This window comes from Fischerella sp. PCC 9605 (genome assembly GCF_000517105.1).
GTDB lineage: Bacteria > Cyanobacteriota > Cyanobacteriia > Cyanobacteriales > Nostocaceae > PCC9605.
Genome location: NZ_KI912148.1, coordinates 1,137,911 through 1,160,130, shown reverse-complemented (window position 1 = coordinate 1,160,130; position 22,220 = coordinate 1,137,911). Strand labels below are relative to the sequence as shown.

The window sequence follows — 22,220 nt, the reverse complement described above, 5'->3', positions numbered from 1 at the left end:
AGATTCACCAGGACTTTTGCAGAATTAAATTTACTGACCAAAATTTACCCAACAATACTGTTGGAATTTCTCTTTCTTGAGAGTGAAGCTGATCAATTTCTATCTATCTATCTAATGGCGGATTGCCTAAAAATCTAACTAAGGGTTGATTTATATCAGGAAAAACAAATTATGAGCATCTCGTTATACATTCCCTTCCTGAAACAACCATTTTGCATATATGGCATCAAAAATTCCTGCCAAGGCGAATCCGATCAGTTTTTTTGAAAAGCTCGATCCCCAATCAAAGTTAGTCTTTATTAGTCTTGGGATTGCCAGTATAGGCTTAGTTATCATCATCATCTGGAATATTTTTCTCCGTCTGACGGCACCTCAACTAACCCTTGCTGCTGGAGACCCAGAAGGAGAAAGTTATATTATCAGTGAAGCCATTCAAAAAGTGGTTAAACAAAAATCTCACATTAATATTAAATTATTACCAACTGGCGGCACATCACAGAACCTGCAATTGTTACAAGACGGAAAAGCTGAGTTAGCAACGGCTCAAGCCGATGTTGTCGGTCAAGAAATGGATTTGGTAGAAAGCCGCCAATCTCAACCACAACAATCTCAGGATAAAGTATCTCCAACAGCTGTTGCCGTGTTGTATCGGGATTTGTTTCAGTTGGTAGTCAGAGATCCCAACATTAAACAATTTAATCAACTTCGGGGTAAAACAATCGCTTTACCTGCTAGAGGTGGGCAATATCAGTCTTTTGTGAAAGTAGCAGAACATTACGGTCTGATGAAAGCAGATAAGCCTGATTTTGTCATCTCAGGTTTAAAAAGCAAATATTACGATGATAAGCAAGCAGAAGAAGATTTTAAAGCTAAAAGGGCAGATGCATTGTTTCGCGTTCGCGCTTTAGGTAATCTTGGTATTGCTCAGCTTGTGCAAGATCAGGATGGACGTTTGCTACCTATTACCCAGGCACAAGCAATGAAAATAAAGTATCCTGCCTTTGAATCTGCCAAAATTCCTCAAGGGGCATACAGAGGCAATCCTCCTATGCCTGCGATTGAACTGGATACAGTGGCAGTGGATAGGCTACTAGTGGCTGGTGAGCAAGTAGATAACAATTTGATTCAACAAATCACCCGAATTATCTTTGAAAATCGTCAAGCGATCGCAAATGCGATCGCTGAAAAACATGCGGAAGTAAAACCCTTAGTCGCTAGTATTAGCCGTCCCCGAGAGAACGACGGAACAGGCATTCCTATCCATCCAGGCGCAGTTGCCTTTTACGAGCGAGACAAACCTTCTTTTGTCCAAGAAAATGCAGACTTTTTAGCTCTCATTTTAACAATTTTTCTCCTAGTAGCCTCCTGGTTCAAGCAACTGAAGTTATGGATTGAGCGTGGGAAAAAAGATGAAGCTGATGATTATATTCATTCAGCTATAAATCTCATGGATAAAAATCTAGGCAATCTGGAAGATAGGCAAAAAAAACTTGATGAAACTTTCAAAAAAGCTGCTGAAGCTTTAATCGCCGAAAGGATTTCTCAAGAGTCATTCCGAACTTTTAATGAAGCCTATAAAACTACTAGAGAAGCCATAGAAAGAGAAGGACAAATTACTTATCAAGAAATTGAACAAAAGCAAAGAGAAATTTCTGCGGAATATATCAAAGCCGCAGTTGCATTACTACAAGATAAAACAATAAATCAAAATTTACTTCAACAAGAGTTAGATGCAATTCTCGAACGAGTGGCAACCGATTTGATCGCAGAAAATATTTCTCAAGAATCCTATCGAACTTTTGTAGAAGCGTATAAAACTACAAGAGATGCAATTGAGCGGAAAAATTAAGAGTTTTTGGTTAAAAAGTAGAGACGCGCCACGGCACATCTGTACATCTATTGACCATTGACGCTTGACTCTGGATTAGCGAAGAAATTTCTTGGAGTTTAGCTGCAACTGCACCACTTGTTAATAATTCTTCCGCTTGAGCTATACCCGATCGCATATCTGAACAAATACCAGAACGCCACAGGTAAAACCCACCGTTCCACAAAGCTGTTTGCATCAGTTCCGAAGGTATGGCTTTTAATACTCCTTGCATTTGGGCTACAAGTTCTTCAGTAGTATCCAAGGGTACGTTTTTGGTAGTAAAGCCGTATTCGCGGGGAACCAAATGCAATCGTTCTATTTCATTTGTAATTGCAGGTTTTGATAAACCAACGATCGCGGTGCGATCGCGCGGTAGGTCGCAACTGCCTTCCAATCCTTTGATAGTGGTAAAATTTGTTACTCCTCGCTGCGCTAAGGCTTCCTGAAACATAGCTTCTGTAGGAGGATGGACATACCCCGCGACAATATGAGCATCGCCAGCATAAGGACACCAAATTAGCTCCATTGTGGCAAAAGGTGGACGCTTGCCCAGTTGGTCGCGGTACTCCCAAATACTTTGCGTTAAGGGGAAATGCTGAGGAGTATAAACAAAGCCAATTCCAGTTTGCTCAAATACCTGCTGGGTTTTTTCCAACGGCAAACCAGTCCAATCAACTCCTAAACCCTGCCAAATATCCACTAGGGGCAAACCATACTTTGTCGGCAAGCGATCGCCCCCATGCATCAGTACTGGTTGCCCAGCTGCGGCTAATAATAATGCTGTAATGGGGTTAATTGGTGCAGTGCGGGTTCTGCCATCATAAGGTATACCTAAAACCATGACGGGTCGTACCGAAGCGATCGGTTTTAGTTTGGGCCCTAGTTCATCATAGGCATCCAACATCCCAGCCAACTCTTCCCCCGTGGGACGTTTGATCCGGTGAGCAATCAAAAACGCCCCGATCTGAACTGGTGTCGCTTCACCCAGCAATATCATCTTTGTTGCCGCAGCAGCTTCTTCACGAGTCAAATTTTCTCCCGTATGATTACCGCTGCCTACCTTTTTCAGTAATTCCCGAAATACATTGCTCATAGCGCAATAGTTAGTGGATAGTGGATAGTGGATAGTGGTTAGTGGTTAGTAGCTTAGTAGTGATAAAGTCAACTACTAACTACTAACCACTAACTACTAACTCTTTACTAACAAACCGAAAGCTCTAAAGTAACTTTTGGCGGTACATTATCTCGCACTAATTGCCAAAAATGCTGAATAGGAGGAATTTGCAGGCGGTCTTGAGTTGTAACCATCACTACTCGGCGAGTAAAACTTGAATTATCAGCTAAAGCACAATTGCTGGCTAGGGGACGAACTGCTAAGGTAGGGTCTCTACGTGCTTCTACTAATGCCGAATTAGGTAGCAAAGCCACCAATTCTCCTTGACGTACTACTCCCCGGAAGGCATCTAAGGTGTTGACTTCCAAAACAGCTTGGAGTGTAGCTTGCAGGCGCTCAAATCGATCTTGTACAAGGCGTTGCATACCATAACCATCTTTGAAAACTACCTGCGGATAACGAATTAACTCTGACCAAGGAATGCGTTCATGTTGTGCTAGGGGGTGATTGGCTGCTGTCAGAACTTCTATAGGTTCATCATATAAAACTTCTACCACTATTTCTTTACCAGCAGTTAAAAAGCGATTATTCATGACAATGGCCACATCTACTAGTCCATCTTTGAGGACTTTTAAGGCGCGATCGCTACCCAAGGATGTCACCCGCAATTGTACTTGTGGATAATCGTGACAAAACTGTTGCAAAACCGGCGGTAAGTAATAAGCACACAGCGAGTGAATCACTGCAATGCACAATTCGGGCTGTTTTCCTGCTACTAAATCTGCTATTTCCTGCGTGGCTGTTTGCCACTCTTGGCAAATTTTACGCGCACGGGGTAACAAGCGTTCACCTGCAACCGTCAGCTTCGCCTGACCCGTTCTGTGAAACAGTTCCAAGCCCAAATCCGCTTCCAGCCCCTGGATTTGGCGACTGATAGTTGATTGGGTAACACTACATTTTCTTGCTGCCCCTTGAAAGCTACCGGTTTCCGCGATCGCTAGAAAGGCTTGCAACTGCTCTAATCGCATGTTGTCGTAGCCTGAATTACATTATGGATTTCATTAACTTAACGTATTTTTAACAACAATTTAGTAGAGTTTGTTACATCTAGTTCTTTATTAGAAATCCGAGTTTCTATGCTAGTTATTGCCTATTTACGCCGATACCAGTCTTTCAATGAAATTTTTAATCCAATGTAGCCTGAACAATTTTTGATTATCTTCTTTAAAAAAGATTAATTCAAAGGGAATAGGGAACTCTTAACGGGGAATAGTGACCCACGCGCTATATTGTGGGATTGAAATAAGGACGCTTTGTTTTTCGGGCTTCGCCTCTCAACACAATTCTTTGTTCAAAGTGGGCTTTAAAACCACAACGTGCATTTTTTCCTGTTAAGAGTTCCCTGTAAACATGCAAAAGGTAAAAGAAATATATTCTCCTTTTCTCCCTACCTCCCCATCCCCCCATCCCCCCATCCCCCACTCTCCCACTCCCCTTGAGGAGCAAGATTCTTCAGCGCCGCGATCGCGTGCAGTCTTACTAATTCGTCAGAATCTGCCAAAAGTTTAGTCAATGGTTCGATTGCTTCCATCCTGCCTAATTGTCCTAAAGACAGCGCGATCGCTCTTTTGATTGCGGCAATCTCAACTGCTGGATGTTTTTGTTCCAGCATGGCCAATAATATTTCTGCTGCTAGCGAGGCTAATTGGGGATTGCTGACTCTCCCCAGAACTGTCACAATTTCCTGCCATAGCGTCACTGATTCTAGTTGGTTAAGCGCTGTGCGGAGATATTCCAAACTAGATGGCATCTCCATCCAACAGAGAGCGCGGATAGTTTCTAATTGCAGTTTCACTGGCGTATGAGGTGACACTAGCACTTGAAATAAGTGCTTGGCTGCGTCGTCACCACCCATGCGTGACAGGGCAACTGCTGCCGCACAACAAACCTCAAGGTTAAAGTCATAAAGCTTAGATTGCAATCTTGTCACCAAATCTAATGGTTCGCGCAAGTCAGGACGAAAACTCAAACCCAGTACTGCTTCCCGTCTAACTGAGGTAGCGATATCATCCAACGCACGCAAAAGTACTGTTGGTACGCGTTCATCGTGAAAGCTGCTAAGAGCTTCTATTGCAGCGGCACGGACGCTGATTTGGGGATCGTCTACTACACTCAACAGCGGTGCGATAGTTTCTTTATGCCGGATGATACACAGCGATCGCACTGCCAAAAGACGTGTCTGTTCATCTGCCAGGAGTTCTGTCAAGGCAGCAATAGCATACGTACCCATTTGCCCCAGTGCTGCTGCTGCCATTGTCCTTAGTTCTTCATCATCCTCTATTTTCAGTAATTCTACTAATGCAGCAATTGCCTCTGGCTGCTGAAACTCTCCCAGCAGTCGCGCCGCATACCAGCGTAATTCTTCCTCTGCCTCCTCGTCTGTCAATATTTCAATCAGTGGGGAAATCGCGATCGCTCCCAGACGTACAAACACTTTGGCGATCTCCCAACGTTGCTGAAAATCTCCCATTATTAAAACAGAAAGTGCTAATTCCAGCAGCTTTTCTTGGTTTTCCAAACTTTCTAGGTTTTTTGAATTCTCTTGTTGAGTCAACTGTTGCAAGCATTGAATTAAAAGTTGCCAGTTGGCTGCATTATGTGCTGCTTGCGCCTGTAGTAAAAGCTGGTTGATGTTATTCACTACTAATAGTTGGTGGTTGATGGTTGGTGGTTAGTAGTTAGTCGTTAGTAGTTGGTGGTTGGTAGTTGGTGGTTGGAACAAATAACAAACAACAAACAACACACAACAAACAACAAATTGCCTTTAATTAAGCGCATTACGCCCACTCTGGGTTAAATTTCATGCAAAAAATGCATATTTATAATACGTTTTATACACTTTCGCATACATTTCGTAACAAGCTATACGAATTTTATGTTTTCACAACTTTAACCTAAGTGGATGTAAATAAAAAAAATCAGTATCCAAATTGAATTGAATAGTTGACAAAATGCCCTTGTCATTAGTCATTTGTCAAAGACTGATGACTGATGACTAATGACCTATGACCTATGAGTAATCATGACAGACGCAGCAACTACCATCACAGCCAGCCTCAATCGATTCGAGAAATTTAAGGCCGAAAAAGATGGACTCGCCGTCAAGGCAGAGATAGAGAAATTTGCCTCTCAAGGATGGGAGGCAATGGACGAAACTGACCGCGACCATCGCCTAAAGTGGGTGGGTGTGTTTTTTCGCCCAGTTACTCCGGGTAAATTTATGATGCGGATGCGGATGCCGAACGGTATTCTCACGAGTCATCAAATACGAGTGCTAGCAGAAGTAGTACAACGTTATGGTGATGACGGCAGCGCTGACATTACTACAAGGCAGAATATCCAATTGCGGGGCATCCGGATTGAAGACTTACCAGAAATTTTTCAGAAATTTCATACGGTTGGCTTAACCAGCGTGCAGTCAGGGATGGATAACGTCCGCAACATTACAGGCGACCCCGTGGCAGGTTTAGATGCGGATGAGTTATTCGACACGCGCGAGTTGGTGCAACAAATTCAAGACATGCTCACCAACAAAGGCGAAGGTAATCCAGAGTTCACCAATCTACCACGGAAGTTTAATATTGCCATCACAGGCGGACGGGACAATTCTGTTCACGCCGAAATAAATGATTTAGCTTTCGTTCCTGCATTTCAGGAAGGGATCGGGGATCGGAGATTGGGGACTGGGGAAGAATTTTCCCAATCCCCGATCGCCAATCCTCAATCCCCTGTATTTGGATTTAACATCTTGGTGGGTGGATTCTTTTCTGCCAAACGTTGCGAAGCGGCTATTCCTTTAAATGCTTGGGTACCGCCAGAAGATGTGGTTGCCGTATGTAGAGCAGTTTTGGAAGTTTTTCGCGATCGCGGTTTGCGTGCCAATCGTCTTAAATCCCGCCTGATGTGGTTGATTGACGAATGGGGTTTAGAAAAGTTTCGTTCAGAAGTGGAACAGCACTTGGGTAAACCATTAATCAACGCTGCGCCAAAAGACGAAATTGATTGGGAAAAACGCGACCATGTTGGGGTATACAAACAAAAACAACCAGGATTGAACTATGTGGGATTACACGTTCCTGTTGGTCGGTTAACTGCTGAAGATATGTTTGAAATAGCACGTCTGGCAGATGTGTACGGCAGCGGTGAAATCCGTCTTACAGTTGAGCAGAACGCGATCATACCTAATGTTCCTGATTCACGCTTGACACTGTTTTTAGCAGAGTCACTGCTAGAAAAGTTTAGCGTTGACCCCAAACCATTAACGCGATCGCTCGTTTCCTGTACTGGCGCACAATTTTGTAATTTTGCCCTGATTGAAACCAAAAACCGCGCCCTGACAACGATTAAAGCTTTGGAAGAGGAAGTAGAACTCACCCGTCCAGTACGAATTCACTGGACTGGTTGCCCCAACTCTTGCGGACAGCCCCAAGTTGCAGATATTGGCTTGATGGGAACCAAAGCCCGTAAAAATGGCAAAGCTGTAGAAGGGGTTGATATCTACATGGGCGGTAAAGTAGGCAAAGACGCACATTTAGGAACCTGTGTGCAAAAAGGCGTTCCTTGTGAAGACTTGCAGCCAGTGTTGCAAGATCTGTTGATTAAGCATTTTGGAGCAAAACCCAGGCAAGAAGCTTTAGTAATTCATTAGTTAGTGGTTAGTGGATAGTGGATAGTGGTTAACTACCAACTACCAACTACTAACCAATGTACAGACGTGCCATGGCACGTCTCTACAACTACCAACTACTAACTACTAACTACTAACTACTAACAACAGGACAAATGACCAATTTTTCTCGAAGACAATTTATTTTCACCGCTGGCGCTGCGGCAGCTGTTTCCGTCCTGACTCACGCTTGTTCTTCCGGTACTAATACAGCCACAACAAGCGGTGATACACCATCACCAGGCAGCGCTACCCCAGCTACCAACGTCAATACAGCAAATAACGCTCCGAAAGTAGAAACGACCAAAGCCAAGTTAGGATTTATCGCTCTAACTGATTCTGCTCCCTTAATTGTTGCCAAGGAAAAGGGCTTCTTTGCTAAGTACGGCATGACGGATGTCGAGGTGATTAAGCAAAAATCATGGCCTGTCACCCGCGATAACTTGAAAATCGGTTCAGCAGGCGATGGCATTGATGGCGCACACATTCTCAGCCCGATGCCCTATCTCATGACCATCAACGATAAAGTGCCGATGTATATCTTGGCACGGTTAAATACCAACGGTCAGGGTATCTCTGTTGCTAATAAATTAAAAGATTTGAAAGTCGGTTTGCAAAGTAAGGCGCTAAAAGAAGCTGCCGATCAAGCCAAAGCCAACAAACAAGCTATGAAAGTTGCCATGACTTTCCCTGGTGGTACTCATGATTTGTGGATGCGCTACTGGCTAGCAGCAGGCGGTATCAATCCAGATCAAGATGTGACTTTGGAACCCGTACCACCACCACAAATGGTGGCGAATATGAAAGTTGGCACCGTCGATGCCTTTTGTGTGGGAGAACCTTGGAACGCCCAATTGGTGAGCCAAAAATTGGGCTACACAGCCCTAGTTACAGGTGAGTTGTGGAACAACCATCCAGAAAAAGCCTTTGCTATGCGGAAAGATTGGGTTGATCAAAACCCCAATGCTGCACAGGCGATGGTGATGGCAATCATGGAAGCCCAGCAGTGGTGCGATCGCCCAGAAAACAAAGAGGAGATGTGCAAAATCGTCTCTGGCCGCAAATACTTTAACGTTGCTGCCGCAGATATATTAGAACGGGCTAAAGGCAATATAGACTACGGCGATGGACGTACAGCCAAGGATTTCCAATACCGCATGAAGTTCTGGGCAGATAATGCTTCATATCCTTACAAGAGCCACGATATTTGGTTTTTAACAGAAGAGATTCGCTGGGGTTATTTACCAAAAGATACCAAAGTTAAAGAAATTGTAGACCAAGTTAACAAAGAAGATTTGTGGAAGAAAGCTGCTAAAGCCCTTGGTGTTCCCGATTCCGAAATTCCTACTAGTACTTCTCGTGGGGTTGAGACTTTCTTTGATGGTGTCAAATTCGATCCAGAAAAACCCGAACAATATTTGCAGAGTTTGAAAATTAAGAAAGTCTAATTGTTTGTTCAGAGGCTAGAAAATTGGCATATTTACAATTTCATAGCCCCTTTTTTTATGCCTGTAAAAATTCAAATTAAGTCAACTGGAACGCAATGGGAGAAAGTAGAAAATGACAGCTACTATTGGGAGTCGTGTTATCAGAAAAAATCCCCGCAAGAATATAAATAAAATAATTTTGAAAAAAGTTCTGCCACCAATAGTAGCAATAGCTATTTTTTTGGTGATATGGCAACTACTTTGTTTAAACCCTAATTTTAAGTTGCCTGGCCCAATCGAAACCTTCTCAGAAACTTGGGACCCTTTTATCATCGATCCATTTTTTGATAATGGTGAAAGTGATAAAGGCTTAGGCTGGCAGATACTCAGTAGCCTGGGACGGGTTGGTCTAGGATTTTCTCTAGCAGCAATTGTCGGAATTGCGTTGGGAATCTTCATTGGCGCTAATAAATTACTCTACAATGCCGTAGACCCCATCTTTCAAGTGTTGCGAACTGTGCCGCCCTTGGCATGGCTACCGATTTCACTGGCAGCATTTCAACAGGCTAATCCTTCAGCAATTTTCGTAATTTTCATTACTTCTATTTGGCCAATTCTGATTAACACCACAGTAGGTGTGCAACAAATTCCTCAAGATTACATAAATGTTGCTAGAGTTTTACGACTCAAAGGGCTAAAGTATTTCTTAAAAATTGTCTTCCCTGCCACTGTTCCTTATATATTCACAGGATTAAGAATTGGCATTGGTTTATCTTGGCTAGCGATTGTCGCGGCTGAGATGTTGGTCGGCGGTGTAGGAATTGGTTCTTTTATTTGGGATGCTTACAACACTACTACGGAAACCAATCTGAGCGAGATTATCCTAGCGCTGATTTATGTTGGTTTGGTGGGTTTGTTGCTAGATAGATTGGTTGGTTTTGTAGCTAGTAAAGTTGTTCCTGAAGAACAGAAGTAGTCAATAGTCAATAGTCAAGAGTTAAGAACTGATGACTAACAACTACTAACTACTAACTACTAACAAGGAACCAATGACTACTTTTGTTGAAATTGACCACGTCGATCGCGTATTTAATCTCCCCAATGGCGGTAAATATATCGCGCTGAAAAATATTGAACTGAAAATCAAACAAGGGGAATTTATTTCCCTGATTGGGCACTCTGGTTGTGGTAAATCTACCTTGCTTAATATCATTGCAGGTTTAGATAGGGCAAGTGTTGGGGGTGTGACTTTAGAAGGACGCGAGGTCAGAGATCCAGGGCCCGACCGGATGGTGGTGTTCCAAAATTACTCGCTGCTACCCTGGTTAACAGTGCGGGAAAACATCGCCCTAGCAGTTGATGAAGTTTATCAAAATAAGCCCAAGGGCGATCGCAATGCCATTGTTGAACAGCACATTGAGATGGTAGGGCTGCGTCACGCAGCGAAAAAACGTCCTAGCGAATTATCGGGTGGAATGAAACAACGGGTGGCGATCGCCCGTGCCCTCGCAATTCGTCCCAAGTTGTTACTGCTAGACGAACCCTTTGGGGCATTGGATGCCCTGACGCGGGGTAGCTTGCAAGAACAACTAATGAAAATCTGTAATGAACACAACGTCACCTGTGTGATGGTGACACACGATGTGGATGAGGCGCTATTGTTGAGCGATCGCATCGTCATGCTCACCAACGGCCCGGAAGCTCATATCGGGCAAATTTTGGAAGTGCCGATTCCCCGTCCCCGCCAACGTTTAGAAGTAGTCAATCATCCCAGCTACTACAATCTGCGGAATGAAATGATTTACTTCCTCAACCAGCAAAAACTCCTTAAGAAACACAAGGCTAAGGTTGAGGCACCAGTAATTGTATCCCGCAACGGTTTAGAAAAAGTCAATTTGGAAATTGGCTTTCTGCCCCTGACTGATGCTGCACCTCTAATCGTGGCTAAAGAAAAGGGCTTATTTGCTGATTACGGGTTAGAAGCAGTTACTCTCAGCCGCGAACCCAATTGGACAGAAATCGCCAAAGGTGTTGCTACTGGCAGACTAGACGCCGCCCAGATGGTCGCCGGTATGCCCCTTGCTCTCACCTTGGGCGCTGGTGGCAAAACACCGATTTGCGTAGTCAATGCCCTGAATCTCTCCCGTAACGCTAACGCCATTACCTTAAGCAAAAGATTGTACAGCGAAGGTGTCAGAAACCTAGCTGACTTAAAAGCCGCGATTAATGCCTCTCCCGACCAAGTTCTCACTTTGGGAATAGTGCATCCGACGTCAATGCTGAACTTAATTTTGCGTTACTGGCTAGCTGCTGGTGGCATCGATCCCGATCGGGATATCAGCCTCACGGTAGTACCACCAACACAAATGGTTTCCCAACTCAAAGCTGGAAATATTGACGGTTATTGTGCTGGCGAACCCTGGAACTACCTTGCTGTTCATGAAGACGTGGGCTTTGTTGCTGCTACTGCCCTAGAAATTTGGTCAGGACAGCCAAAAAAAGTGCTGGGAGTGCGGGAAGAGTGGGCGCAGAAGTATCCAGAAACTTACCTTGCCTTGGTCAAAACACTGCTAGAAGCTTGCAAATACTGTGACGATCTCCGCAACCGCGAAGAAATTCTGGATTTAATCTGCCGTCCCGAGTACCTTGATATCGATCCTGCATACGCCCGTCCCGGTTTTATCGACCCCTACGATCGCGGCGATGGCACTCAGCCTCAGCAACTCACAGCATATAACCAGTTCTATGTCAATAAAACCAACTATCCAAACCGCATTGAATTGCTGTGGATGGTTACTCAAATGGCGCGTTGGGGCTTAGTACCCTTCCCCAAAAACTGGGTGGAAGTGATTGAACGAGTCTGTCGCACAGACGTATTCGGTGCTGCTGCACGCGACCTCGGCTTGCTTGATATCGGACAGGATGACCCCATTCACTTATTTGATGGTAAAGTCTTTAACCCTTCCAAGCCGCTAGAGTATCTCCAAAGCCTGGAAATCAAACGCCAGATCCGCGTTGAAGAAGTATTTATTTAGTCATTAGTTATTAGTCATTGGTCATAGGTTGTTAGTTGATTGAAACAACCAACAACCAACAAACAACAACCAACAAACAACAATCATCATGCGAACACTAAACGGAACTAGCAGCAAAACCAACATCAATCAACTGCAAACCCAGAAGGCAGAAGACTTTTTGGTTATTGAAGGCGTAAACAAAATCTATCCAACTCCTGATGGCCCTCACACCGTACTGGATGGAGTTAACCTCAAAGTTCGTGAAGGCGAATTTGTTTGCATTATCGGTCACTCTGGCTGCGGCAAATCAACCCTGCTGAATATGGTTTCCGGTTTCAACACGCCCACCGATGGCGTAGTTCTCCTGCAAAACAACCCCATCACCGAACCAGGGCCAGACCGGATGATGGTATTCCAGAACTACTGCCTGCTGCCTTGGCTGAGTGTATTTGATAATGTTTACCTGGCTGTTGATTCCGTTTTTCCTCGTAAAACCCAGGCAGAAAAACGAGCGATCGTCAAAGAACATTTAGCAATGGTGGGACTGACAGAAGCGGCTGACAAGAAACCCAGTCAGATTTCTGGTGGGATGAAGCAACGAGTAGCGATCGCCCGCGCCCTCTCCATCCGTCCCCAAGTTTTGATTTTGGATGAACCCTTCGGTGCATTGGATGCCATTACCAGAGAAGAACTGCAAGAAGAACTGCTGCAAATCTGGCGTGAACATCGAGTCACGGTATTGATGATTACTCATGACATTGATGAGGCACTTTTCCTTGCAGACAGGCTGGTGATGATGACTAACGGCCCTGCTGCCAATATCGGTGAAGTGCTAAATATTCCTTTCGCTCGCCCCCGCAATCGTCGCCGCATTATGGAAGATCCTGAGTACTACAACTTGCGGAACTATGCCCTTGACTTCTTGTATCGCCGCTGCGCTCACAGTGAAGAGTAGTCCTTTGAACCTTTTTATTCAGCATTATTACGCTTAAAAACAGACATTTTGTTCATAACTTCAGAAAAAATGTAACTCCAGATACAAATCTGCGATCCAGCTAGAGTAATTGCTCTACTGCTCCAAGATACTTCTGTGCAATTTTTGACTTAGGAAGGCTTGCATGCTTAAAGGATTATTGTCATTCAAAGGCCGCTACCGCATCTTGCATCTGACTTGGTTTGCGTTCTTTTTATCATTTGTAGTTTGGTTTAACTTTGCCCCATTTCAAACAGCAGTAAAAGAAGCGATCGGTTTAACTGAAGGACAAGTCAGAACTATCGCTATCTGTAACGTTGCCCTGACCGTGCCAGCACGTATAATTATCGGTATGGTTTTAGACAAATACGGGCCGCGTATTACCTACTCACTGCTGCTGATGTATGCAGCTATTCCCTGTATTGCCTTTGCAATGGCACAGAACTTTAGCCAGTTGGTGATTAGTCGCTTGGCATTGAGTATTGTCGGCGCTGGTTTTGTCATTGGCATTCGTATGGTTGCCGAATGGTTTCCGCCAAAAGAGATTGGCATAGCTGAGGGAATCTATGGTGGCTGGGGTAACTTTGGTTCAGCAGCTGCGGCTTTTACCCTGCCTTCTATTGCTGTGGGAACAGCATTTCTAGCTGCTGGTCAAATCAACTGGCGTTTAGCGATCGCTCTGACTGGAATCATCGCCGCTATCTACGGAGTTATTTATCTACTCAACGCCCAAGATACTCCCTCTGGTAAGGTCTATCAGCGGCCTAAACGCCACGGTGGTATGGAAGTAACTAGCCGCAAAAGCTTTTGGCTACTGATGTTGATGAACATTCCCCTCGTCGGCATCTTAGGGGTATTAGCTTGGCGTATTGCTCAAATTGGTTTACTTAATCAAAGTCAATTGCTGATTGTCTACCTTCTGTTGGTTGGTTTGTACCTGTTCCAAGCCTACAAGTGCTGGGATGTGAATCATGAATTGATGACAGGTAAGAAGCGCTATTCTCTTGATGACCGTTATGAGTTTTCTCAGGTTGCTCTACTGGAACTAACCTACTTTGTTAATTTTGGTTCTGAGCTTGCTGTTGTTTCTATGCTTCCCGGATTTTTTGAGACAAGCTTCAGTCTAAACAAAGTGTTGGCAGGGATGATTGCCGCTAGCTATGCATTTATGAATTTGTTTGCACGTCCTGGTGGTGGCTGGGTTTCTGATACCTTAGGCAGCCGTAGATGGACAATGACTGTATTGACTGCTGGCATGGGCATTAGTTATCTACTGATGAGCGGAGTGAATAGCAATTGGTGGCTACCCCTAGCAATCCTTCTGACTATGGCTTGTTCTTTCTTTGTCCAAGCTGGGGAAGGTTCAACCTTTGCGATCGTGCCTCTGATTAAGCGGCGAGTTACTGGTCAAATTGCCGGAAATGTCGGTGCTTACGGCAATGTGGGAGCAGTAGCTTACCTCACTCTATACAGCTTTTTACCTGATGGTGAAGTTGGAAATCGAATCTTTTTCCAAACTTTGGGAATTACCGCGCTGATTGTTACTTTCTTATGCTGGTTCTTCCTTAAAGAACCAAAGGGCTCTTTTGCTGAACATCATGAAGGCGAAGCACCAGAACTGGCAGCAGAAATACTCCCCGTTTTTAACGAGGAATTAAAGTAGGTTAAAAGCGCTGATTTTTAGCTTTAAATAGCATGGGGCATAACCTAAAATTCCTTGGAATTTACTTAGGATGTGCTCCTTGTAAAATTACTTTCATAAATCAACTTACAAAAAGCAATTTTTTTCAAGGCAACCGATTAAGGTATAAAGTTTCAACAAATAAAGTTTTCTTACTTTTGAGTTAATGATTCATTACTATTCACGTTTAAATTGTCAGCAATCTTTAACAAACTAGCTAGATATGAATAAATTAAAGTTCTACTCGTGGTAGCCATTTATCCCTCTGCATAAGAGTTTTAAAGACTCAAGCCCTACTACAAATATGCATCTTCAGGTTAAATATGTATATTTAATAACTATTAAAAAATAGCAATATATTAGATTATCTTCCTATTTTAATTAGGCTACTTATTATTGTATTTTTACAAAATATTTATAACTAATTTTTATACATTAAATAATATAAAACCAGTCCGAAAAATCACCTCAAAAACGGCGAAATGTATCAGAGATGACATTTTATATTTTTGACTTGCTCTTTAATTGAGTACATATACTTTTCCAAGCAATTAATAGAATTTAAAGAAACTAAAATTTGCCCATTTAATACTTAAAATCATTCAGTTTTTTAAATGCATTTTCAAATCTTTTTTTAGTAATTTAAATTGGATAGAAAAGTCTTGGAAATACAGTAATTTCTGAAAACTTCCGTCTATAAATCTTGGCTTCAATATTTAAATAATCAAGGAACATGGTGCGATTACCATGACTGAAATTACCAAAACTCTCTGTCCTTACTGTGGTGTGGGCTGTGGATTAGAAGTCTCGCCACCAGCGCAACCAGGCAAAGCAACTCATCGAGATAGCCAAGGCAACCCGATTTGGCGGGTGCGGGGCGACAAAGCCCATCCATCCAGTCAAGGTATGGTTTGCGTCAAAGGTGCAACGATCGCCGAGTCTTTAGATAAAAACAGACTGCATTATCCGATGGTGCGAGACTCCTTGGATCGGGAGTTCCGGCGTGTTAGTTGGGATGAAGCTTTTGATGTTATCGTCAAACGGATTCAAACCGTACGTTTCACTCAGGGCCCAGAAGCTATATGCATGTATGGTTCCGGTCAATTTCAAACCGAAGATTACTACATAGCCCAAAAACTTTTGAAAGGATGTCTGGGCAGCAATAACTTTGATGCTAACTCTCGCTTATGCATGTCTAGTGCTGTAGCTGGGTACATCCAAAGCTTTGGCTCAGATGGCCCTCCTTGCTGCTATGAAGACTTAGAGTTAACTGATTGTGCGTTTTTAATTGGCACCAATACGGCGGAATGTCACCCCATCGTTTTCAACCGATTGGAGAAACATCACAAAAAGAACCGCAAGATGAAAATGATTGTGGTCGATCCCCGTCGAACACCCACAGCAGAAGCAGCCGACTTGCATTTAGCGATTCGTCCCGGTACAGATATCGACTTATTGAATGGCATTGCTCACTTGTTGATGCGTTGGGGCTACATTGAAACTGGGTTTATTGACGAATGCACGAGTAACTTCCCCGCGTACGCCGAGGTGATTCGGCACTATTCTCCAGAAGTAGTGGCTCATCAATGTGGAATCGATATTAAAGATTTAGAAACAGCAGCTAGGTACTGGGGACAATCGCAACGGGTACTGTCCTTGTGGTCAATGGGTGTGAATCAATCCTCAGAAGGTACAGCGAAGGTCAGAACTATTATTAACCTGCACCTGATGACCGGACAAATAGGCAAGCTAGGGGCAGGGCCTTTTTCGCTCACAGGTCAGCCAAACGCAATGGGAGGAAGAGAAGCCGGAGGTTTGGCGCACTTATTACCTGGCTATCGCTTGGTGAAAAATCCCCAACACCGCGCTGAAGTAGAAGATGTTTGGGGTCTGAAGCGAGGGCAGATTTCGCCCAATCCTGGTCTGACGGCTTGGGATATGATTACTGGGTTGGAAGATGGCACTGTGGGCTTGCTGTGGATTGCTGCTACTAATCCGGCGGTGAGTATGCCGGACTTGGAGCGAACAAAAGCAGCGTTGATGCGATCGCCCTTTACTATCTACCAAGACGCTTATTACCCGACAGAAACAGCTGCTTATGCTCACGTCCTGCTACCAGCAGCCCAGTGGAGTGAAAAAACTGGCGTCATGACCAATTCTGAACGAATGGTGACGCTGTGTCCAGCATTTCGCCGACCACCAGGAGAAGCTAAACCAGATTGGGAAATCTTTGCCGAAGTTGGGCGTCGGTTAGGTTTTGTAGGAGAGTTTGCCTTTGCTAACTCCGCCGAAGTTTATGCAGAGTTTGTCAAACTGACTCGCGATCGCCCTTGCGATATGACAGGGTTAAGTCATGAACAATTGCGTTCACAAGGCCCTACTCAATGGCCGCACCCCGACGAAGAGATGGGGAGATGGGGGGATGGGGAGAAGACTTCACCCCATCACAAAAGTCTCACCACCCCATCATCTAAAAGGCTATACACCGATTTGCGCTTTCATACCCCTGATGGACGTGCCCGGTTTGCAGCCTATCACTCGCGGGGACTGGCAGAACCACCAGATCCTAATTATCCCTTTGTGCTGACAACTGGGCGACTTTACGGACATTGGCACACCCAGACGCGCACTGGTCGCATTGAAAAAACTCGCCAGATGCACCCCGAACCTTTTATTGAGATTCATCCCCGCGATGCTGCTGGGTTGGGAATTACCGATCGCCAGTTAGTGGAAGTGCGATCGCGCCGAGGCAAAGCTAGATTTGCGACGAAAATTACAAAGGCGATCGCACCTGGTACGGTGTTTGTCCCCATGCATTGGGGCGCACTGTGGGCAGATAACGCTGAAGCCAACGCCCTTACCCACCCAGAATTTTGCCCCGACTCACTGCAACCGGAATTAAAAGCTTGTGCAGTGCAGTTAGTACCAGTTACTGTAGAGTTAACAGTGAAGGATTATTTACCAGCTTCCCATACCGTTTTAAGGGGGAGTTAAAACACTCTCTGAATAGTACTCTGTCAAATAAACGTATTTTTGAGTTTATTAACTATAAACTTGTCATGGATAAAAATTTATCCATAACAAGTTTTAATTTTTAAATTTAAGAATTGATTTGCTGTGGAGCAGCATCCAAGCTTGCTAGGTTATCTGGTAGGTAGAGATGCGTTTGATGTGGGAAGCTAGTACTCAACCACATCAACTTTGTTGGGTGATGTGAGGTTCGTAGTGAGGGCTTTAGCCCTTACTACAAACCCAGCATACTTTGTGTAGCAAAGTACTAGCATTGAGTCTGACTGAAAAAAGCGGTGCGGGTTAGTAAAGCAATGGTATAACCTACTAATGCACAAATTTTGTGTATTGTCCAGTTATCTCAATTTATTGTTACCTAATCACTTTGCCCTACATTTTTTAGTACACCCTTTTTGATTTATAATCACAACCAAGTTATGTAGTTGCTATCACCAATTGTCTAGCAGAAAGTGTAGCCGATGAGGAAACTATTCCAGCGAATTCGGGAAGCCAGCAAAGATGAAAAATTTATGCACCTAGTTGAAAACATAGAGGTGATAGTCTCGAAAATTCTTTCTCTTTTGATGTTGGTGGTGATTTTTGTAGCGATACTTGATTTGGGTATTTTTCTGTATAAAGAATTATTTAGCACTCCATACGCTAAATTTAATACAACATTATTTAAAATTTTTGGCTTATTTTTAAATGTTTTGATTGCTTTGGAAATCTTGGAGAATATCACAGGTTATCTCAAAAAACATGTTTTACAAGTAGAATTAGTGATTGTAACTTCCTTAATTGCTGTAGCGCGTAAAATTATTATTCTAGATTTAGACAAAGTCTCGGGCATTGATATTATTGGTTTGGGAATAGCTCTACTTGCTCTTTCAATAAGTTATTGGATTATTCGTACCACCAACGCCAAACATTAGTTAATACTTATTGGTTGTTTGTTGTTTGTTAATAGTTAATTATTGGTTGATTATTGGGTTTTATGAGTTCAATATTTACTCAAGGTTATGTCAGAATTCTTTCAATTTGAGGCGGATTTTGTTAATTCCCTGCGTTGCATTCCCATGCAGGTACGTTGCAAACTCGATACTTGTGGCATTAAGCTGAAATTATCAGATTGGAACCACATGACTCAATTAGAGCGTCAAAACTTAGTTGAATTACCTTGCACTACAGAATCTGAAATTCAGGCTTACCGCAAGTATATCCAAGAATTGATTTTACAACGCACGGGTACACCCGCCGCTGAATTGCCTGTTGAGGCTCATCCCGCATGGATGGATGCTAGTACTGTACCAAGTAGTGTTTATGAAAAAGCTCAAGAAGTAGGCGTTACTATCACTACTGAATACTGGTCAAATATCACTCCCTTGCAGCGTTTTGCCCTGATTAAACTTAGTCGTCCTGGGCATGAAAATAAAAACTTTATCCCGGCTTTGAAGGAATTTAATCTGCAATAAAATCAGGAACATTAAGAGATGATTTATAAAGTAAACCTTAAATTGTAGGGTGCGTTAAAGCAGCGCGTAACGCACCGCCACGCCAGTGGTGCCCTGTGGCTAATTCCAACTCTCAAAGGATGCTCAAATCCTTACATAGCCGTAACACAACGCCAGGTGACGCCACGTGCTACAACGCTTGGTACACCCGCAACGCAGTGGCTCCTTTATGCCGGGGAACCATGCACGGCAGTCGCACCCTGCACCGAAGCCGCCCTGCGGGCGTCTACATGGGGGGAAACCCCAAGACCGCGCTGTCTCACCACCGCACTGGCTCCCCTACTTAATATTTACTTTATAAATAACCTCTAAGACACTAAGACACATAGATAATATAAGTGATGTTAGCTAATTCCTTTTTTTACGATCAAAGTGAGGATATTAAAACATGGCTGCAAAGAAAATTCTTATGCTCGTTGGGGACTATGTAGAAGATTATGAGGTCATGGTTCCCTTCCAAGCGCTGCAAATGGTAGGACACACTGTTCACGCAGCTTGCCCTGACAAAAAAGCAGGCGACAAGGTGCGAACTGCCGTTCACGATTTTGAAGGAGACCAAACTTATAGTGAAAAACCAGGTCACAATTTCACGGTAAATGCCACCTTCGATGAAGTAAACCCTGATACTTACGATGCTCTAGTCATCCCTGGAGGCCGCGCACCAGAATATATACGTCTGAATCAGAAAGTGCTAGAAATGACTCGTCACTTTGCCCAAGCAAACAAGCCCATCGCTGCCATTTGTCATGGTTTGCAATTGTTGGCAGCCGCAGATGTACTCACAGGAAAGAGTTGTACTGCTTACCCTGCCTGCGGGCCAGATGTGCGCCGTGCAGGCGGTACTTACGTAGATATTCCAGTGGATGAGGCAATAGTTGATGGCAATTTAGTAACCGCACCAGCTTGGCCTGCCCATCCTCGTTGGCTGGCGGAATTCCTAAAAGTACTCGGCACGAAGATTGAGCATCCCGAGATGGCTACAGTCAGTTAGGCGATATACACCAACCTCAAACTTACAACAATTTTCAACTGCGTAGAATCCAAAACTCAATTAGTTCTGTCGGATACCTTCCCCTATCCCTTGGGGAGGGTTGTATTCTATCCCTAGAAATGCTGTAATTGAAAGTCATACCTACCCTTAGGGTGAGTAGAGAATAAGGATATAATATGTTCCTTATCTTTTTTTACTATGTTTGTTGATTTGTACTTACTGAGACATACAAATAGAAAATAGTGATTAACCTGATTAATATTACACAACTGTACAGATTGAGAAGCAAGGAAAGCATTAAAGAGCGATTTATTTTGATTTTTTTAATTTCTAATTCCTAAGCGGAGAGTGAAGCTATAGTGGATTTAGCAATTCTGCTATTGATGTGGCTAAGGCTAAGTCCTACTGCCAATTATTTTCTTGAAACAGTTTAGCAACACCCTGCAACTCGATGACAGGCAAATACGCAAGACGAAATGCATTTCTGCGGCTAGTGTCTGGTAAAGAAGCAGCTTACGGGTCGGAATTTCGTTACTCACTGTTCCCCAGTAAAGAAGCAGTAATTGGACGCGACCCTAGCTGTCAAATAGTCTTGGATGCCATGATGTATCGCATGGTATCTCGTCGTCATGCGGTGGTTCGTCCTCTTCCTACTTCTCCAGATAGCGAATCTAGCTGGGTAATTTGCGATTTGAATAGTGCTAATGGTACTTATTTAAATGGACAACGCTTGCAGGGTTGTCAGCAATTGATGCCGGGCGATCGCATTACTCTCGGTTATGATGGTCCGGAATTGCTGTTTGAGTACGAATTCAACCACCAATCTACTGTAATTGCATCCATCGCCGAAGCTACATCACTCCCACCAGCGGGAGGCTACCAAACACCAACAGTACCAGATTCTTCGGTTAGCTTCACGCAACTGTTTCCGATTATTTCGACTGGTAAAGATTTAACTCGCAAAGCTTATCTCATACCAGGTGTACTTACGGTCGTTTTTGTAGTCCTGATGTTTGCCACAGTAGGCGATCCGCAAGCTAATCAAGTGATTGTGGGGACTTATATAGCGTCCGCTGCCTACTACTTTATTTATCAATTGTGTGGAAAGCGTAAGCCTTGGTGGGTGTTAATGTCTTCAGGATTGACAACGATGTTAATCCTACTAAGTCCCCTATTAGATTTTTTTATTTTCTTCTTTCGCAACGTCTTGCCTGGTAGCTTACCCTCAGATCAAGAAACTATCACCTTCACAGAGCTACTGATCCGGTACTTTTTTGGTGCTGGTTTGATGGAGGAATTACTGAAAGCATTGCCATTACTGTTATCGTACACGGTTTCTAGGGGACTGCGCTCACCGTGGCGAGAACGTATCGGTGTCTGGGAACCTCTAGATGGCATTCTTCTGGGAACTGCTTCTGCTGTAGGCTTTACTCTATTGGAAACATTGGGGCAGTATGTACCGCAAATTACACAAAATGTCTCAATACAGTCAGGGGATGGTGCTGGTCAACTAGCAGGATTGCAACTGTTAATTCCCCGTATTTTAGGTTCTGTAGCTGGACACATGGCTTACAGTGGCTACCTGGGCTATTTTATCGGGTTGGCTGTTCTCAAGCCCAGAAAAAGCTGGCAGATTCTGCTGATTGGCTATCTTACTTCTGCCGGACTCCACGCTTTATGGAATGCCACAGGAACTCTTAACGGCTTGTTATTAGTGGTTGTAGGTGTATTATCTTATGCTTTCTTAATGGCTGCAATTCTGAAGGCACGCGCATTGTCACCTACACGAGAGCATAATTTCGCTACCCGCTTTCTCGATCCTAAATAAGCAAAATAAATTAAGATTTAGGAATTAATCAAATTTTTCTGTCTTCAGATAGATGACGCTCGTTTTGCGATCG

The 22,220-nt window shown here is 43.7% G+C and carries 16 protein-coding genes; 13 read left to right on the top strand and 3 right to left on the bottom strand.

The window, feature by feature from the left end:
* Positions 1-220 precede the first annotated feature (220 nt).
* Positions 221-1,849: a TAXI family TRAP transporter solute-binding subunit gene (locus FIS9605_RS0107400; protein ID WP_035139443.1), complete on the top strand. Its 1,629-nt coding sequence runs from the start codon at positions 221-223 to the stop codon at positions 1,847-1,849.
* 10 nt (positions 1,850-1,859) lie between these two features.
* On the opposite strand, the gene FIS9605_RS36485 is transcribed toward FIS9605_RS0107400, so the two are convergent.
* The 3 genes from FIS9605_RS36485 to FIS9605_RS36480 form a co-directional block, all read right to left on the bottom strand.
* Complete coding sequence (locus tag FIS9605_RS36485) at positions 1,860-2,963, bottom strand: anthranilate phosphoribosyltransferase family protein (protein WP_051469947.1); 1,104 nt, start codon at positions 2,961-2,963, stop codon at positions 1,860-1,862.
* Positions 2,964-3,070: 107 nt separating this feature from the next.
* On the bottom strand, positions 3,071-4,012 hold the full coding sequence (locus FIS9605_RS0107390) for a LysR family transcriptional regulator (RefSeq protein WP_026732021.1): 942 nt from the start codon (positions 4,010-4,012) through the stop codon (positions 3,071-3,073).
* Between the two features lie 419 nt (positions 4,013-4,431).
* Entirely contained in the window at positions 4,432-5,685 is a 1,254-nt protein-coding gene (locus FIS9605_RS36480; RefSeq protein ID WP_051469946.1) for a HEAT repeat domain-containing protein, read from the bottom strand.
* 381 nt (positions 5,686-6,066) lie between these two features.
* Here FIS9605_RS36480 and FIS9605_RS0107380 point away from each other — a divergent pair, with 381 nt between their 5' ends.
* From FIS9605_RS0107380 to FIS9605_RS0107330, 12 genes are all read left to right on the top strand, one after another.
* Complete coding sequence (locus FIS9605_RS0107380) at positions 6,067-7,692, top strand: ferredoxin--nitrite reductase (RefSeq protein ID WP_026732020.1); 1,626 nt, start codon at positions 6,067-6,069, stop codon at positions 7,690-7,692.
* A gap of 134 nt (positions 7,693-7,826) precedes the next feature.
* Positions 7,827-9,158 carry a CmpA/NrtA family ABC transporter substrate-binding protein gene (locus tag FIS9605_RS0107375; RefSeq protein WP_026732019.1) on the top strand — a complete coding sequence of 444 codons (1,332 nt, stop codon included), beginning with the start codon at positions 7,827-7,829 and terminating at the stop codon, positions 9,156-9,158.
* 112 nt (positions 9,159-9,270) lie between these two features.
* Positions 9,271-10,113: a nitrate ABC transporter permease gene (ntrB, locus tag FIS9605_RS0107370; protein ID WP_026732018.1), complete on the top strand. Its 843-nt coding sequence runs from the start codon at positions 9,271-9,273 to the stop codon at positions 10,111-10,113.
* 73 nt (positions 10,114-10,186) lie between these two features.
* Positions 10,187-12,172, top strand: coding sequence for an ABC transporter ATP-binding/substrate-binding protein (locus tag FIS9605_RS0107365; protein ID WP_026732017.1), 1,986 nt, complete (start codon positions 10,187-10,189; stop codon positions 12,170-12,172).
* Between the two features lie 88 nt (positions 12,173-12,260).
* Complete coding sequence (locus tag FIS9605_RS0107360; RefSeq protein WP_026732016.1) at positions 12,261-13,109, top strand: nitrate ABC transporter ATP-binding protein; 849 nt, start codon at positions 12,261-12,263, stop codon at positions 13,107-13,109.
* A gap of 163 nt (positions 13,110-13,272) precedes the next feature.
* Complete coding sequence (locus FIS9605_RS0107355) at positions 13,273-14,790, top strand: MFS transporter (protein ID WP_026732015.1); 1,518 nt, start codon at positions 13,273-13,275, stop codon at positions 14,788-14,790.
* A gap of 765 nt (positions 14,791-15,555) precedes the next feature.
* A complete protein-coding gene (locus FIS9605_RS36475) occupies positions 15,556-17,802 on the top strand; it encodes a molybdopterin oxidoreductase family protein (RefSeq protein ID WP_035139440.1) in 2,247 nt (748 codons plus the stop codon).
* 494 nt (positions 17,803-18,296) lie between these two features.
* Entirely contained in the window at positions 18,297-18,749 is a 453-nt protein-coding gene (locus FIS9605_RS0107345) for a phosphate-starvation-inducible PsiE family protein (protein WP_026732014.1), read from the top strand.
* Between the two features lie 87 nt (positions 18,750-18,836).
* Positions 18,837-19,289, top strand: a complete 453-nt coding sequence (locus FIS9605_RS0107340) for a nitrate reductase associated protein (RefSeq protein WP_026732013.1) — start codon at positions 18,837-18,839, stop codon at positions 19,287-19,289.
* A 95-nt stretch (positions 19,290-19,384) separates the two neighbouring features.
* The gene (locus tag FIS9605_RS42470; protein ID WP_155960374.1) at positions 19,385-19,615 is read left to right on the top strand and encodes a hypothetical protein; all 231 of its coding nucleotides are present in this window, start codon (positions 19,385-19,387) and stop codon (positions 19,613-19,615) included.
* Between the two features lie 101 nt (positions 19,616-19,716).
* Positions 19,717-20,319, top strand: a complete 603-nt coding sequence (locus FIS9605_RS0107335) for a DJ-1/PfpI family protein (protein WP_026732012.1) — start codon at positions 19,717-19,719, stop codon at positions 20,317-20,319.
* Positions 20,320-20,770: 451 nt separating this feature from the next.
* Positions 20,771-22,147 (top strand): PrsW family glutamic-type intramembrane protease, encoded by a 1,377-nt coding sequence (locus tag FIS9605_RS0107330; RefSeq protein WP_026732011.1) that lies wholly within the window; start codon positions 20,771-20,773, stop codon positions 22,145-22,147.
* Positions 22,148-22,220: the final 73 nt, after the last annotated feature.

What these genes read in the sequence shown, in the direction of transcription:
- FIS9605_RS0107400 (WP_035139443.1), top strand. Translation starts at nt 221, where the DNA reads ATGGCATCAAAAATTCCTGCCAAGGCGAATCCGATCAGTTTTTTTGAA.
- FIS9605_RS36485 (WP_051469947.1), bottom strand. Translation starts at nt 2,963, where the DNA reads ATGAGCAATGTATTTCGGGAATTACTGAAAAAGGTAGGCAGCGGTAAT.
- FIS9605_RS0107390 (WP_026732021.1), bottom strand. Translation starts at nt 4,012, where the DNA reads ATGCGATTAGAGCAGTTGCAAGCCTTTCTAGCGATCGCGGAAACCGGT.
- FIS9605_RS0107380 (WP_026732020.1), top strand. Translation starts at nt 6,067, where the DNA reads ATGACAGACGCAGCAACTACCATCACAGCCAGCCTCAATCGATTCGAG.
- FIS9605_RS0107375 (WP_026732019.1), top strand. Translation starts at nt 7,827, where the DNA reads ATGACCAATTTTTCTCGAAGACAATTTATTTTCACCGCTGGCGCTGCG.
- ntrB (WP_026732018.1), top strand. Translation starts at nt 9,271, where the DNA reads ATGACAGCTACTATTGGGAGTCGTGTTATCAGAAAAAATCCCCGCAAG.
- FIS9605_RS0107365 (WP_026732017.1), top strand. Translation starts at nt 10,187, where the DNA reads ATGACTACTTTTGTTGAAATTGACCACGTCGATCGCGTATTTAATCTC.
- FIS9605_RS0107360 (WP_026732016.1), top strand. Translation starts at nt 12,261, where the DNA reads ATGCGAACACTAAACGGAACTAGCAGCAAAACCAACATCAATCAACTG.
- FIS9605_RS0107355 (WP_026732015.1), top strand. Translation starts at nt 13,273, where the DNA reads ATGCTTAAAGGATTATTGTCATTCAAAGGCCGCTACCGCATCTTGCAT.
- FIS9605_RS36475 (WP_035139440.1), top strand. Translation starts at nt 15,556, where the DNA reads ATGACTGAAATTACCAAAACTCTCTGTCCTTACTGTGGTGTGGGCTGT.
- FIS9605_RS0107345 (WP_026732014.1), top strand. Translation starts at nt 18,297, where the DNA reads ATGAGGAAACTATTCCAGCGAATTCGGGAAGCCAGCAAAGATGAAAAA.
- FIS9605_RS0107340 (WP_026732013.1), top strand. Translation starts at nt 18,837, where the DNA reads ATGTCAGAATTCTTTCAATTTGAGGCGGATTTTGTTAATTCCCTGCGT.
- FIS9605_RS0107335 (WP_026732012.1), top strand. Translation starts at nt 19,717, where the DNA reads ATGGCTGCAAAGAAAATTCTTATGCTCGTTGGGGACTATGTAGAAGAT.
- FIS9605_RS0107330 (WP_026732011.1), top strand. Translation starts at nt 20,771, where the DNA reads ATGACAGGCAAATACGCAAGACGAAATGCATTTCTGCGGCTAGTGTCT.